We start from the raw sequence: 15,494 nt of genomic DNA, 5'->3' as shown, positions 1-15,494 counted from the left end.
TTAAGCCATTTTCACTCGGACAAGTTGTAGACCAACAGAAAGTACATTATGTTGTTGATTTAAAATGGGTGGCCGGATTTATTAGCCGTGGCCGGATTTATTAGCCAGGCATTAAGCAATTGAGTATAAAATAATGCAATCAACAGACAATAATTATGTTAATCACCAAATATTCGAAGATCTGAGCTATTATGCACAGTTTTACGAATATCTTTCTGATGCAGTGATGAGTTTCACCACTATTGGAACAACTGCAATCATAAATATGGATACATATGTTTTTATGTCGATGAAAGGCACTATTGAGTCCATAAACTTAGTATTAAAAGAAGGAAAGTTGAATGATGCTTATGCTCTTTTAAGAAAGTACTACGACTCGGTTATGGTTAATGCATATACCAATTTATATATAAGCGACAATGCAGGAAGAGCCGGTTACTACATTACAGAAATAAATGACTGGTTACATGGTAAAAAACCATTACCGAGAATGCCGAAGATGTCTAAATACCTTGATAGCTCTGCGCATTTGTCTAAGCTAAATTCATTACTCAAGATTGATAAAAGATATGACGATATCAGAGATCGTTGCAATGATAATATGCATTATAATTTTTTTGCATTACTGATGCTCAATGACGGTACAATTTATATGAAGGATCGCCTCCGTCATTTAGAACAACTCAGGGTAGATGTCCGTGATGTGTTTATTTTAAATATGTCATACATACTCACAATAAATGAGAGCTACATGTTGTCATCAGATTATGTAGATCACTTAGACGTAGGTATGACTCCACCTGAAGGTTCACAATATTGGGTTGCTCCATTCATACAAGACATGGCGTCCGATGTTCTTTTAGTGGAACGTCCAGATATATTTGAGTTACTAAAAAGCCAGACATGCATGGAGCTAGATTGAAAAATCGCCATACAAACTGATCGGTAGTGTTCATAATTCTGTGTCATTTCAGTAAAATATTCAAAAACAGGAATGACACATGACCCAACCTTTTAACTTCGAACAAGCCCTTAAAGATCTGCAATCAGGTAAAAGCCTCACAGGTAAAGACAGCATTCTTGGCCCACTGATCAAGCAACTCACTGAAGCGGCTCTCCAGGCTGAGCTCTGAAGAATCCCCTGATGATTTTCAGATAAATCATTAAATTAGAGTGAACTTGCACCTTGAAGTGTGATCAGATGGAAGTGCGAACAAACATCAATCACAGGGCATCAAGGTGCAAGTGTTAACTATCTTACATCAATCTCTCTATCAACATTGTCCAGAAATCCATCAAAAGCGACTGAATACACTCATGGTCGCCTGCAAAGCCCTCATCAACGCGGATTGTCTCACCCTCACGCATTTAGGGCGGCACATTGATGGCACCAGCACTCATACTAAACACTCAATAAAACGCATGGATAGATTATTGGGCAACCCGCACCTTCACCATGAAAGACTGGCTGTTTATCAGTGGCATGCAAAGTGGCTGCTAACAGCACATACGATGCCGACCATACTGGTGGATTGGTCTGATATGCGTGAAGGTCGTGAACTGATTGCACTACGCGCCTCTATTGCGATTAAGGGCCGCTCTATCACGCTCTACGAGCGAACATTTCCGTTAGTACTACAAGGCACACAAACTGCCCATAATCAGTTTCTGAATGAACTCCATAAAGTGTTACCTGACAATATTACCCCGCTGATAGTCACTGACGCGGGCTTCCGTAATCCATGGTTTCGAAAAGTCGAGCAGCTCGGTTGGTATTGGCTGGGTCGTGTCAGAGGATTAAGTGTCTATCGGCTGCACCCCTTCGGTCGCCAATTTTCGCTAAAAGCGCTTTATCCCAAAGCCAGTCGTCGCGCAAAACATGTTGGGCGAGTGGCGTTATCGGTAAAGAAACCCTTGTTATGCGAGATGGTATTGTTCAGGGCTCCAAGTAAAGGCAGAAAAGGTCAGCGAAGTACGACAACAGACTGTCACCATACGGCGCAATGGACGTATGAACTAACCGCCAAAGAGCCTTGGGCACTGGTGACCAACTTGACCATAGAAGCCATGTCGCCTCAAAAACTGGTTAATATTTACCAAAAACGGATGCAAATAGAAGAAACCTTTAGAGATTTAAAAAGCCCCGCTTATGGCTTTGGTTTACGTCATAGCAGAACACGTTATGCGGCGAGGATGGACATACTGCTATTGATAGCATTATTGGTACAACTGGCATTTTGGTGGGTAGGATTATACGGAGAAACACAGCAATTACAGCGGCACTTCCAAGCCAACACGGTAAAGAAAAGGAATGTGCTATCAACAATCAGGATGGGCAAAGAACTGCTGCGGCGACGGCATGACTACCCCATATCAGCAGATGATTTGCTTTGTGCTGCGAAGAAACTAGCCCAACTCTCATTAACTCATGGTTGTTGGGGCTATGAATTATGAGGGGATCCTACAGGGCTGAGCTTGAGCAGCATTTAGCGCATGATCCTCAGCCTAATCGTAAAAATGGCAAAACCCCTAAGACCATTAAGCATCCGTCCGGTAACTTTGAGTTAGACGCTCCTAGAGACCGCAATGGCACCTTTGAGCCTCAGTTGATTAAGAAAAATCAAACTACACTAACCGATGAAATCGAACGTAAAGTGTTATCGATGTTCAGTATAGGTATGAGCTATCGCGATATTAATCAACATGTTGAAGATATGTATGGGCTCAATGTGTCTAACGCAACAGTCAGTGCTATCACTGACAAACTCATCCCCGAACTTAAAGCGTGGCAACAGCGCCCATTAGATAGCCATTATCCTATCGTGTGGCTTGATGCGATACATTATAAAGTCAAAGAGGATGGGCGTTACGTCAGTAAAGCCGTTTACACATTGTTAGCGCTTAATATGAAAGGAAAAAAGGAAATTTTAGGGCTTCACTTATCCGAAAATGAAGGCGCTAATTACTGGCTATCCGTACTGACCGATCTTAATAATTGTGGTGTAAAAGATATTCTTATCGCCTGTGTTGACGGCTTGACCGGTTTCCCTGAGGCCATAGCCAGTATCTTCCCTCATACGGAAACACAGCTATGCGTTATCCACCAGATCCGCAACTCAATGAAGTATGTCGCCTCAAAAAATCAGAAAGCGTTTATGGCTGATTTAAAGCCTGTGTATCGAGCCGTGAGTAAAGAAGCCGCAGAGATGGCATTGGACGAACTGGAGGCCAAATGGGGTGATGCTTATCCGTTGGTAATCAACTCTTGGCGTCGCAAATGGCATAATTTGTCCCATTATTTTAAGTACCCAGAACATATCAGGAAAGTGATTTACACGACCAATGCGGTTGAGGCTGTACATCGCCAATTTAGAAAGCTCACCAAAACCAAAGGTGCATTTCCTAATGAAAATAGCTTGTTGAAGCTACTTTACGCAGGCATATTAAACGCCTCAGATAAATGGACTATGCCAATCCACAATTGGAGCCTTTGTTTATCTCAGTTAGCGATTTATTTTGAAGGACGTTTAGATAGCGTGCTAGAAATTTAAAAATTAGCCTGGCACAGAATTTTGAACGCCCTCAACTGATCAAGAGTGATTTGCTCGTTGTGTGTTTCTATGCGTTACGTTTTGTGTTTATGGTGGTATGGCGTCATCGATGTTGCTTTGCTCAAACCTTTTAACAGAGCGTTAACCTATAGACATTTTGATCCCAGACTAACAAGTTAGAGCAAAGTAGCTATCACGCTTTTGTCCCAAAGCTTATTAATCGCAACTATTTAATTGGACGATATTGATTAGCTAACTCTAGCTCCCTTTTCAGAACAAAACGCCACCTTACGGTGGCGTTTTACTTATAGATAAACCTAAACCAGAGAGTTACTCATCATCGGCTTTATATTCGACATAGGCTTCGCCTTGGCTTAACCAGGCTGGCGCGGGTTTACCTTTTAGGTAATGGTCGAAGTATTCCATCATCCGAATGCTGTAATCGAGTTTATTAGGATATTTCTTTAGATGATGTGGCTCATCTTCATATTGCAAAAACACCACATCTTTACCCGCACGGCGCATGGCTAAGTACATTTCAACACCTTGCTCCCAGGGCACCGCATCGTCTTTATCGCCAAACATGATCATCAACGGCGTTTTAATGCGATCGGCATAAAACACGGGCGAGTTCTCAATGTATTTTTGTGGCGCCGCAAATAAACTTGCACCAATGCGGCTTTGGCCGGTTTCATATTGGAACTGGCGCGCAATGCCTGTGCCATGGCGAATTCCATTGTAGGCACTGGTCATGTTCGCCACTGGGGCGCCAGCAACGGCGGCTTTAAACATTTTAGTTTGGGTGATGGCAAAGGCCGTTTGATAGCCACTCCAAGAATGTCCTTGTAATCCAATGGCGTTAGCATCGGCAACGCCCATATCGATAAGCTTTTGCACACCCGAGGTCAATGTTTGTACTGAGCTGGCACCGGGATAGCCAATATCGAAACGAATATCCGGCAAGAATAACGCGTAACCATTATTGACATACCAAGCAAAGTTGGGTCTGTGGTTGACCTTCATTTGCGGGAAGGCGTGCAGTCTGTCGGTCATCAATTCATAGTAGTACACCAGCACAGGATAACGCTCGCCCGCTTGATAGTTGGTTGGTTTTATCAACACACCATCGAGCGGTTTACCATCGCCGTTGGTCCAATGCACTAATTCGGCTTGGCTCCAGTTAAAGGCTTGGCGCTGTTTATCTAAATCGGTTTGCTTCACCGCTTGTTGTGGCGCTTGATAGCTTGCGGTGTATAAATCGGGGAAGAGATCAAATCGCTCCTTGGAAAACACCAAGGTATCGGTATCTTTACTGCGCCCAAGCACTGTTAACTTATACTCACCTTCCATCAAGGTCTTAACGCCCGCTTCGCCTAAGGTCGCTTGGTAAAAACCATCGGCCTTAGTCTTGTCGCTGTAACCATGGAGCAGCACAGTAGCGTTGTAGGCTAGCGTCGTTGGCTCATCGGGATTATCGACTAAGCCTTCGAGGCGATATTGAATTTTTTGAGCACGTCCCTGCCCTGCGGTTAAAGCAAAACCTGTTTTAGATGCGGTGTTAAACTGCCACACATCAAATTTATCGTAGACGAGGATCCCTGCATCATCCTTAAGCCAAGGGCCAAAACCATAACCTGGCGCATTGGATGGATAATCATGGTCTTCATCGGCAAAACTCACCTTTAAAGACTGGGTCAAATTGGTGCGACGTCCTTGGGCAATATCGTATAAATACACATGACCTTGTTGATAATAAACCACAAATTTGCCATCACCCGATAAGCTCGGATCTGAATCGCTGGGTTGTTGGGTTAGCAGTGGTAACTTGCGGCCAGTGTTGATATCCACCAAGTAGTAATCTTGGTAAAAACCCGCCCAAGTGATCATCTTGCGATAGGGTAAGTCAGAGCTGGCCAGCATATAACGCTTGTGCTGCGACAGGGCCACATCTGGCACCGTTTTATCACCAAGCTGCACCACATTATTTGAGCCTAAATGCAACACGGCTAAATAAGTGCGCTTTTGCTCCGCTTCATATTGTTTGATTTCATGGGGTTTAATCCGTGGTTCGTCCCCATGCCAAACTTTAAGCCCGCGCTGGCCTGTAACAATCTCTTTATCGTAAAGATTTTTTTCTTCGGCGATTTTTTTCAGGCTAAGCTGCTGGCTCACCTCAGGCACTCGGCCAAAGAAGAGTCGCTCACTGTCTAATGAAAAGTTTAAACTGGCGTAACGATTTAACGTCCACTCTTTGGTATTTGGCACAGCGCGAATTTTGCCCGAAGCGATATCGACTAGGCTTAACTGATAGCTGCGGCCATAGGGTAATTCACTGGCATCACCTTGAGTAAAGGCCAGCCAGCGGCCATTTTTTGAAAGTGCTAGCGCACCAATTTGTTGATTTTGGGATTCAAATGCCGTTGATTTTTTGTAGCTTTTCAAATCAATCAGCTGCAATTGATGTTGCTTTGCCTCGATATCATTGACTGCAATTGCTAAGCGGCGGCTGTCTTTATCGAAGTGATAGGCGGTCACATGCTCCACATCTACACGCTGCGAGGGTGAAGACAAATTCACTAAACTAAAACGACGACCTTGATCGAACTTATCGACCTTCACCTTTTCGGCTTTGGGCTTATCTTCGGCGCCTTCGCTCTTCTCTTTTGCGTCTTTCTTGGCCTCTTCGTCGGCTTCAAACCAAATGGCTAAATGCGCGCCATCGTCGCTAAAGACAAATTCTTTCACCCGTTCAAATTTAGTTTGCGTGCCAGTTTGGGTATCAAGCAGCACCATATCGGCTTTGAGTTTTTTCTTTGCCTTAGCATCGCTAGTTTCAACTTTTAGCAAACTAGGTTTAACGGCCATCGCGACATAGCGGCCAGTTTTACTCACGATAGGGTCTGAGCCGCCTTCAATCTGAAAGTCTTTTCCTGTTTGCAGATGTTTAATCAAGCCGTGGCTATCGCCACGATCTGGTGCCACCTCGACAGCCAGCACTTGACCATTGTCAGCGATAACAGGCTTTTCGAGGGACTCAAAATGCATTATGTCAGTAAGGGTAAGGGGTTTAGTACTGGTTTCAGCTTGTACGGCTGGCAGTATTCCAAGGGATAACAGCACCAGAGATGTGATAGGTAATAACTTCAATGTCTTCCTCTTTTATGTAGTTGTTAGACTAAAGTAGACTTTTTAAACCATTGACTCTCCATCATCGTTATAACCCAGTATTTTTACAAGTTTTACCCAATAAAAATTCGTGATATTGCTCACTATTTCCTGTGAAGTTTGACCAAAGACGGTTAAAATAATAGTGAGAAAAAACACCAAATTCATAGTCATGTTACCCGGCTGATCCCGGGTCGGACAATTGCAGTAACGACGAACCGTGGAAGGACTTCTCCATGTCAAAAAGAACGATAACCGTAATTCCAGGTGATGGAATTGGCCCAAGTATTATTGATTCAGCCTTAAAAATTCTTGATAAAGCAGGTTGTGATTTTGAATATGAATTTGCCGATGCTGGTTTAGCAGCACTCGAAAAACAAGGCGAGTTACTTCCGCAGCGTACTTTAGAACTGATTGAAAAAAACCGCATCACTCTGAAAGGCCCGCTGACTACACCAGTGGGTGAAGGCTTTACCTCTATCAACGTGACATTACGTAAAAAATTCGGCCTGTACGCGAACGTGCGCCCAGTGTTGTCTTTCAAAGGCACCCAAGCCCGTTATGAAAACATTGATATCATCACAGTGCGTGAAAACACCGAAGGTATGTATTCAGGCCACGGTCAAAAAGTGTCAGAAGACGGTAGCACAGCTGAAGCCACCAGTATTGTCACTCGCCAAGGTGCCGAACAAATCGCGACCTTTGCCTACGAACTGGCCCGTAAAGAAAGCCGCAAGAAAGTCACTATCGTGCACAAGGCAAACATCATGAAGTCAACTTCAGGTCTGTTCCTGAAAGTAGCTCGTGAAGTAAGCCTACGCTATCCAGATATCAAAACCGAAGAAATGATCGTCGATGCGACTTGCATGAAGTTAGTAATGAACCCAGAAAACTTTGATGTGATCGTGACCACTAACCTGTTTGGTGACATTCTGTCGGATCTGTGTGCGGGTTTAGTCGGTGGTTTAGGTATGGCACCAGGCGCCAACATTGGCCGTGATGCAGCGATTTTCGAAGCGGTTCACGGCAGCGCGCCAGATATCGCAGGTAAAAACCTCGCGAACCCAACCTCAGTGATCTTGGCCTCTATCCAAATGCTGGAATACTTAGGTATGGCCGATAAAGCGGCTCCGATCCGTAAAGCGGTATCTGCTGTGATTGAAGAAGGCGACCGTACGACTCGCGATTTAGGCGGCACCCACGGCACAACTGACTTCACACAAGCGGTGCTTGACCGTCTGTGATCATCGCTTTGCTGTCAGCCAAACGCACCTTCGGGTGCGTTTTTATTGCCGCGAAAATAATTAACCCGAGTTGAGGCTGGTTAACACAATTGAGATTGGTATTAAGCACCAAATAGAAAAAGCCCCAACAATGAATTGGGGCTTTTAAAATGAAAACCGCTATTGACTTAATTCTGGGCTCGATAATTCAGAGCTAAACAATCACCGATCCCTAACCAAGTGATGATAAGCGTCATTAGTTCCAAGGCTGGCTTGGTTTAAGCCATAAGTGCACCGTCACTTCGTCACGGTCATGGTATAAATGCTTGCACTGGAGTTTAAATTCAGTGATGCCGTTTTCCTTGAGGATGTCTTGCATGGTGTTTAAAATCGCCATCACTTCTTTATAACGACTCTTCATCGGCAACTTGAGGTTAAAAATCGCTTCCTTAAACCAACCATTAATTGCCCATGCCTCAATCAGCTCAGCCACACGCGCTGGTTTTTCCACCATATCACACACTAACCAATAAATGTTTTTGCGCTGTGGCTCGAAGCGAAAACCATCTTCGCGGAAATGTTTTACTTGGCCGGTTTCCATCAGCTTTTCATTCATAGGGCCGTTATCCACCGCCGACACAAACATGCCACGACGCACCAGTTGGTAGGTCCAGCCGCCAGGACACGCGCCTAAATCCACCGCATTCATACCGCTGCGAACACGTTCTTCCTGTTCTTCTTTAGGCACAAACTGCGCGAACGCTTCATCGAGCTTCAGGCTAGAACGGCTCGGTGCATCGGCGGCCATTTTAAGACGCGGGATCCCCATAAAATTGGGTGAGCTATTGTTGCTGAGCGAATAACCAGCGTAGGCGCGTCCTGGGCCAATAAAACACACATGAATAATCGGCCGTTTAGGATTTTCCTGCGCGAGTAAACTGCCCGACTTTTTCAAATGCTGGCGCAAAGGCACAGTAAACTTGCGGCAAAATGCCGAGAGTTCTTTCGCTTCGTTGGTATCAGGAGTTTCAACCCTAAGCTCACCCGCTTTGCTCACTTCGCTGAGCGCGGCCACAATTGGGCTAACGCGGTCAGACTCCGGTAAATCAGCCAATAACTCGCTCGCAGCGAACATTTGACGGGCAAAAATCAGCGAATCTAACGGCAGTTGCTTAACTAACGTATCGGCACCATCGTCTTCAAAACATTGGTATACCACATAGGCGTCGTTATTATTGGTCTTAACAAAGCCACCCACATTGAGCTCGGCGGCTCGCTGTTGGATTTCTGCTGCGCATTCTTTCTCGTAGCCTGCACGGCAAAATAAAAATAGGTTTTTCATGGAGATCCTTAAGAAATCCAAGCCATAAACATGGCCGACTAACAATTTGGGCGCCAGTATAGCAATTTCAATACACAAAAGCCCGATTTGCTATCGGGCTTTTGTGTCATTAGCGCCATGGATTGGCACAATACTTTACGCTTAAGGCGGTTTATGACTCGTTGCCATCCACGACTTTATGACGCCATACCGCGGCGGCCAGCAATAACCAACCGAGTAAAAAACAGCCTCCGCCCATCGGCGTAATAGGGCCAAACCACTTACTGCCGACCAGTGCCAAGCCGTAGAGCGAGCCCGAAAATAGCACTATGCCCGCGATAAACAGATACGCGGCCCAATCTAGTAAACGTGAGGTTAACCACTGCCCCGCAAAGGCGACCGCAATCAGAGCAAAGGTATGGTAGAAGTGGTATTGCACCCCAAGATTAAATACTTCAATCAGTTCAGGTGGTGCCACAGCTTTTAGCCCATGGGCACCAAACGCGCCCAGCGCGACCGCCAAAAAACCGCTTACTGCGGCGAGTAACAACAATCCTTTACGCATTTTAACCTCCAAAAACAAGTAGGCTTAATAACGGGTGAATGCTCAAGTCGTTAATTCCACATCTCGAGCGTTTTATCCCCCATCAGGAATAACCATTAGCCAATAAATTTTGCTGATAAATCAACAGCCAGTGTAAAGTTAGCCGCTTCGGTGGTGCCTGACGACTTTCTTGGGACAAAACTATGATCCCCATCGGCTAAGTAATCAATTTGGACGTCACACTTAAGCGACCAGCTAGGTATTTGCATTTTGCCGCCAAACTTATCCCGCTCCCCTTGCAGCACTAACACGGGCACTTGGCTGTCGTTCAGGGGTGCTAACCTAGGCTCACCGCCCTTAAGCGGAATAAAGGGATAACCCAAGCAAATAACCCTATCGATACGACTGACTTGCGTGCTGTCGCAGGCCAGTAACGCCGCCATACGTCCACCCATGGATTTGCCCATCAGGACCACGCGTTTAACCTCTGGCTGTTTATGTGCTAATTCCAGCATGTCGCTAAAACAAGCGAGCAGTTTAGGCGCTCTGTCGGGAGGACGCTTTTTACCATCCAGTGCATTGGCCTGCATATAAGGAAAGTTAAAGCGCATTACTTGATAGCCTTTAGCCGCCAGACCTAAAGTCATCTGCTGCATAAACGCTGAGTCTCGATTCGCACCTGCGCCATGGGCAAATAAAATCAAAGTCTCTGAGGGCTTCCCTTCTAACACATAAGCACTTGACGCAACATCCTCGTTAACCAAGGATTTATCCGGGTAACAACTCACTGCGGGACTCCTCGGCAAACATATCTAACATCCACTCACGAAACGCAACCACTTTACCCAGCTCGGCATGATTTTGCTGACAGACGAGATAGTAAGCATCTTTACTCACTAACACCTCTTGGAACGGGCACACAAGTCGCCCCGCCTTGATATCAGGGCGAGCGAGCACACTATAGCCCAGCGCCACACCTTGACCATGGGCCGCCGCCTGCAATACCAGGGAGGAATGACTAAAAATAGGCCCTTGGTTCACATTGATATCGGTAATACCACATTGCCTAAACCAGGCTTGCCAATCATGGCGACTCATATCATGCAGCAGGGTGTGGTGTTTTAAATCTTCTGGCTTTGAAAGCGGCTTAGGACCATTGAGTAACATTGGCGAACACACGGGGATCAATACTTCATTACGGAGTTTATCGGCGCGCAGCCCTGGCCAATTGCCTAAACCATAATAAATCGCGACGTCCACGTCGTCGGTTAATGAGCTAGCCTCGGTGTCTACCGCTTTGATCCGTACGTCAATCTCGGGATTTTTTTCACTAAATTTAGACAGACGCGGCACCAGCCACTGAATTGCAAAGCTGGGCGACATGCTTACCGTCAACGAACCAATGGCACTGCGAGCCAAAAGTCTGTCGGTCGCATCCGCCAATTGAATGAAGATATCCTTAATATCGAGAAAATAGCTCTGGCCTTCCTCGGTCAGCAACAGTGAACGATTCTTTCGGCGAAATAATTTTAATCCGAGAAAATCTTCCAATGCTTTAATTTGATGACTCACCGCAGCCTGAGTCACAAACAATTCTTCAGCCGCGCGAGTAAAGCTCAAATGCCGTGCGGCAGCCTCAAATGCTTTAACCGCATTCAATGGTGGTAAACGTCTTGACATAGTGATCTCTATCTCAATTTTTAATTAGTTTTTCTAATCCGTATTGTTACATTTAATCGTTTGTAAAGGCCAGCATTTTTGATTAAATTTTGCGCCAACGAAACACATGAGTTGGACAATCTCGAACGGGTGATGGGAATGTCTGACAGCAATACTTTGTCAGCCCGGAGGCGACTATGTTCAATTTAAAATCTGCTTTTGCGTTAGTATTTATCAGTGCACTCAGTGCCAACGTCTGCGCAAACGTGATCAATGCTGAAATAATTATCGACACTAGTGATTTACAGACAAGCATCAATGCCGAACTGACGGCAACAATGGACAAAATGCACCAAGAAGCGCTGCAAGAACCCACTTTATTAATTGCAGATGAGGTGTTACCCACTCAGCAAGTGGTCAAGTCGGAATAAACCTAAGCCGATTTATCAACAACAAAGCCGCATCATCATGCGGCTTTTTTATATCCTCTCACTTGCATATTGGTGCAGATGTAAAGGCCACAACTTAAGTTTGGCCTTTACATTCAACCCAAAGGCAATCGATTAAGGTCGGTAGACCTTAACATTGTGATAACCTTGTTCAATCAGGTATAGCGCCTGCAACTTGCTCATTACACCTCGCTCACAGTACAGCAGGTAAGTCTTTTGCTTATCGAGATCGGCAAACTGAGTCGCTAACTTGAAGAAAGGAATACGCTTGATTTCCACGCCTTCAATCTCAAGCGGTTTATTTTCTTCTTCCTCTGGGGCACGAATATCAATCACCACTTCATTGGTGTCGATAGCAACAACGGTTTCAGTTTCAGTGATACGGGTATTCATTTGTTCTGCTATCTCCCGGATATCAATTGCAACGGCTTGCTCTACGATACGGTCAATCAAATCCTCAGAGAATTTCGTTTCTTCCGCTTCCACCTTAGCCAGTACCGCTTTAACAGTCGGCTTTTGTGAAATCACCCCACAATATTCAGGCATAGACTTGGCAAAATCCTCAGTACCAATGCGTCGACATTCGTTGATAATATCCTGCTTATCCATGGTGATCAGTGGACGCAAAATCAACATGTCAGTGCAACGGTCAATCACGTTTAAGTTGGTTAAGGTTTGGCTCGACACTTGGCCTAAGCTCTCACCGGTCACAATGGCCTGAATCCCCATACGTTCAGCAATACGTGCCGCTGTGCGCATCATCATTCGTTTTAGGACCACACCCATTTGGCCGTTGTCGATTTTCTCTAAAATCTCGGCAACCACAGGCTCGAATGGTACAGACACAAATTTCACCTTGTGGGATTCGCCGAAGGTTTTCCACAAGTGGTAAGCGACTTGTTTCACACCAATCTCGTGTTGCGCGCCACCTAAATTAAAGAAGCAGTAGTGAGTACGAGCACCCTTTTTGATAAATTGATAGCTCGATACGCCCGAGTCGAAACCACCGGAAATTAGCGACAACACATCTTCTTGAGTGGCCATTGGGAAGCCACCTAAACCTTCGATACGCTTAGTCACCATATACAGTTTATCACCCTCGATTTCGAGGTTGACCGTGACTTCAGGATTCTTTAAACGCACGCCAATCGCATCGGTAAACTGGTTTAACCCACCACCAACATAACGCTCCACTTCGATGGAGTTAAAGTCGTGGGAGCCAGTGCGTTTGACGCGCACACAAAAGGTTTTACCCGCTATTTGGTCACGATAAACTGGCAAGACTTGCTGATAAATATCGTCCACAGAGGTAAAGCTGTATTCATCCACTTGTACTACGTGGGCGATCCCAGGAATGCAAGCTAAACGCTCGCCAAAGGCCTGCGCTAGTTCAGGTTTATTCTTTGGCACCATCACCATAATCCGGTCCCATTGACGCTGCACTTTGGCGTCGTCGTCGACTTTTTTAAGCACGTTACGGATGTTGGTTTCAAGCATTTTGGTGAAGCGCATACGCACAGGCTTGCTCTTCATCATGATTTCTGGGTACAGCTTTACAATAAACTTCATGGGATTTCCGCGGGCAATTTTGTAAATAGCAAAATTGGATAAAATAATAATCGCCGGATTATAACAAACTCACGGTGATTGGCGCACCTGTTTCCACATTCAAGCTGCTTAGGGCGTGCGTTAGCGCACAGGAGAAAAAATCTACAATAACGCAGAAAACAGCCGCGACAATATCATCACGGCTGAATATGAGGACGTGTTAATTTGGTTTATCCACTTGAATCTCTTCCGACTCTTTCGCTTTACCTTGCTCAATCGCAATTTCAACGCGGCGATTTCTGGCTCGATTATCGGGTGAATCATTAGGGACGATTGGATTATTTGAGGCCATACCCACCACTTTCATCCGTTTAGGATCAAAGCCCTTGACCTGAAGCAATACATCCGCCACCGCCACAGCACGCTTACTGGAGAGATCCCAATTCGAACTATAGAGCTCATCGCTTATCTGCATATCGTCTGTATAACCAGACACAGTAATAATTCCCGGCACATCTTTGAGCAACTCACCAACAGAGCGCACAACGGGCTTAAATCTCGGTTGCAAGAACCCCGAACCAGATGCAAATGAACCTTTTTCACGAATGCGGATAATAATTTGCTGCCCAAGTGACTCAATTTCAATCGCACCATCGGCGATCTCTTGATTGAGTTCCTGCGCCATTTTCTTTACTTGCTGATTGATCTTATCCTGAGCCGCAGCAGCTTCAGCTTTAACCGCATCCTCAGTTTCTTGGGCGGTTGCCGAGGCTTCGCCGCCCCGCTGCGAACCATTTTGCTGCTGAGTCCCACCCGAACTGTCATCTTCCCCCGCTTGGAGGTCGAGCACAGGCTCAGTCATTTCATTCGTTTGTTGGTTGATGATCTCAATCGGCGTGGGATCGGGACGGCCAGGACGAAACTCAAGGGCAATCACCGAGGTTCCCTTAGGAATATCTTTGACTTCGACTTTGTTTTGCACCCCAAACGCATACTTCATCGAACCTGCGATCTGTTTATACTTCATTACATCCATTTCAGAGAATGACAGCAGCAACACGAAGAAACACATCAAAAGGGACATCAAATCGGCAAATGTAGCCAACCAGAGTGGCGCTCCGGGCGGTGGACAGTTGCACTTAGCCATGGGCTACTCCCCGTCCGTTGTATCGATTTTACGCTGTTTTTCAGCAAGATAGTTTTTCAAAAAGCCTTCTATCACCCTAGGATTTTGGCCATCTTGAATCGCCAATACCGCATCCATAATTAGATTACGGTTAAGCATTTCTTCACCCATTCGAAGGCTTAGTTTATCGGCGATAGGAATACAAACCATGTTGGCAAGCACCGCACCATAAAGAGTAGTTAAAAGTGCAACTGCCATGGATGGGCCAATTGATTTAGGATCCGACATATTTGCTAACATCGCCACTAAACCGACCAAAGTACCAATCATTCCCATGGCGGGACCCACATCAGCGAAAGCCCTAAAAATTGCGATACCTATTCGATGGCGATCCTCTGTAAGCGTAATATCCTTTTCCAATGCAGCACGTACTACTTCACCATCATGGCCGTCGACGAGCATATCAACTGCTTTTTGCATAAAACTGTTGGAGATTTGTGCTTCCTCAAGGGCAAGGAATCCCCCTTTACGAGCGGCATCGGCCATAGTCACAGATTGCTCGATAAGATCTTCAGGCCTATCAATTTTGAAAATAAAAGCTTTAGCAGCAATTTTGACCGCACCCAAAAATTGCTTTAGATTAAACTTCATCATCACGACGAAAAAAGACCCACCGAATACAATTACTACCGAGGCTAGGTCATAGAACATCATTACACCACCACTGATCACCATCGACCAAATGATGAAACCAAAGCTCCCGACTAGTCCTATTATTGTAGCTAAATCCACAACGGCTCCTCAATGTTCGGTTTAACCGACATAATACTGACTCTATTGGTAAAATAACACTAAATGTCATCCACCTAGGGTTAACACTTTGGTCTTAACCCGAGCCTTATTTTAAG

General features: G+C 45.4%; 13 protein-coding genes and 1 pseudogene. 6 read left to right on the top strand and 8 right to left on the bottom strand.

Annotation, left to right across the window (positions count from 1 at the left end):
• Positions 1-133: 133 nt before the first annotated feature.
• The 4 genes and pseudogenes from SO_RS07160 to SO_RS07150 form a co-directional block, all read left to right on the top strand.
• The gene (locus tag SO_RS07160) at positions 134-922 is read left to right on the top strand and encodes a hypothetical protein (protein WP_011071717.1); all 789 of its coding nucleotides are present in this window, start codon (positions 134-136) and stop codon (positions 920-922) included.
• 79 nt (positions 923-1,001) lie between these two features.
• Positions 1,002-1,133 carry a hypothetical protein gene (locus tag SO_RS23380; protein WP_274544492.1) on the top strand — a complete coding sequence of 44 codons (132 nt, stop codon included), beginning with the start codon at positions 1,002-1,004 and terminating at the stop codon, positions 1,131-1,133.
• Between the two features lie 106 nt (positions 1,134-1,239).
• On the top strand, positions 1,240-2,454 hold the full coding sequence (locus tag SO_RS07155) for an IS4-like element ISSod3 family transposase (protein ID WP_011070548.1): 1,215 nt from the start codon (positions 1,240-1,242) through the stop codon (positions 2,452-2,454).
• A gap of 11 nt (positions 2,455-2,465) precedes the next feature.
• Positions 2,466-3,551: pseudogene (locus tag SO_RS07150) on the top strand (IS256-like element ISSod4 family transposase); the annotation flags it as partial.
• Positions 3,552-3,881: 330 nt separating this feature from the next.
• Here SO_RS07150 and SO_RS07145 read toward each other — a convergent pair.
• Positions 3,882-6,698, bottom strand: coding sequence for a S9 family peptidase (locus tag SO_RS07145; protein WP_011071716.1), 2,817 nt, complete (start codon positions 6,696-6,698; stop codon positions 3,882-3,884).
• 254 nt (positions 6,699-6,952) lie between these two features.
• Between SO_RS07145 and SO_RS07140 the strand changes: the two genes are divergently transcribed.
• Positions 6,953-7,960, top strand: a complete 1,008-nt coding sequence (locus SO_RS07140) for an isocitrate dehydrogenase (RefSeq protein ID WP_011071715.1) — start codon at positions 6,953-6,955, stop codon at positions 7,958-7,960.
• 235 nt (positions 7,961-8,195) lie between these two features.
• Here SO_RS07140 and rlmM read toward each other — a convergent pair whose 3' ends face one another.
• The 4 genes from rlmM to SO_RS07120 form a co-directional block, all read right to left on the bottom strand.
• Positions 8,196-9,281, bottom strand: coding sequence for a 23S rRNA (cytidine(2498)-2'-O)-methyltransferase RlmM (gene rlmM / locus SO_RS07135; protein ID WP_011071714.1), 1,086 nt, complete (start codon positions 9,279-9,281; stop codon positions 8,196-8,198).
• 151 nt (positions 9,282-9,432) lie between these two features.
• A complete protein-coding gene (locus tag SO_RS07130; RefSeq protein WP_011071713.1) occupies positions 9,433-9,825 on the bottom strand; it encodes a DUF423 domain-containing protein in 393 nt (130 codons plus the stop codon).
• A gap of 95 nt (positions 9,826-9,920) precedes the next feature.
• A complete protein-coding gene (locus SO_RS07125; RefSeq protein ID WP_164925662.1) occupies positions 9,921-10,592 on the bottom strand; it encodes an alpha/beta fold hydrolase in 672 nt (223 codons plus the stop codon).
• Positions 10,573-11,484, bottom strand: a complete 912-nt coding sequence (locus tag SO_RS07120) for a transcriptional regulator GcvA (protein ID WP_011071711.1) — start codon at positions 11,482-11,484, stop codon at positions 10,573-10,575. The genes SO_RS07125 and SO_RS07120 overlap by 20 nt, the downstream gene beginning before the upstream one ends.
• A 176-nt stretch (positions 11,485-11,660) precedes the next feature.
• On the opposite strand from SO_RS07120, the gene SO_RS07115 reads away from it, so the two are divergent.
• Positions 11,661-11,894 carry a hypothetical protein gene (locus SO_RS07115; RefSeq protein ID WP_011071710.1) on the top strand — a complete coding sequence of 78 codons (234 nt, stop codon included), beginning with the start codon at positions 11,661-11,663 and terminating at the stop codon, positions 11,892-11,894.
• A 132-nt stretch (positions 11,895-12,026) separates the two neighbouring features.
• Here SO_RS07115 and thiI read toward each other — a convergent pair whose 3' ends face one another.
• The 3 genes from thiI to pomA all read right to left on the bottom strand — a co-directional run bounded on the left by thiI (position 12,027) and on the right by pomA (position 15,378).
• Entirely contained in the window at positions 12,027-13,481 is a 1,455-nt protein-coding gene (thiI, locus tag SO_RS07110) for a tRNA uracil 4-sulfurtransferase ThiI (protein ID WP_011071709.1), read from the bottom strand.
• 199 nt (positions 13,482-13,680) lie between these two features.
• The gene (locus SO_RS07105) at positions 13,681-14,607 is read right to left on the bottom strand and encodes a flagellar motor protein MotB (RefSeq protein WP_011071708.1); all 927 of its coding nucleotides are present in this window, start codon (positions 14,605-14,607) and stop codon (positions 13,681-13,683) included.
• Between the two features lie 3 nt (positions 14,608-14,610).
• Positions 14,611-15,378, bottom strand: coding sequence for a flagellar motor protein PomA (gene pomA, locus SO_RS07100; RefSeq protein WP_011071707.1), 768 nt, complete (start codon positions 15,376-15,378; stop codon positions 14,611-14,613).
• Positions 15,379-15,494: the final 116 nt, after the last annotated feature.

Source organism: Shewanella oneidensis MR-1 (genome assembly GCF_000146165.2).
In the GTDB taxonomy this organism is placed as follows: Bacteria; Pseudomonadota; Gammaproteobacteria; order Enterobacterales; family Shewanellaceae; genus Shewanella; species Shewanella oneidensis.
The sequence above is the reverse complement of the archived record's forward strand: the minus strand, read 5'-3'. Positions and strand labels throughout refer to the sequence as shown.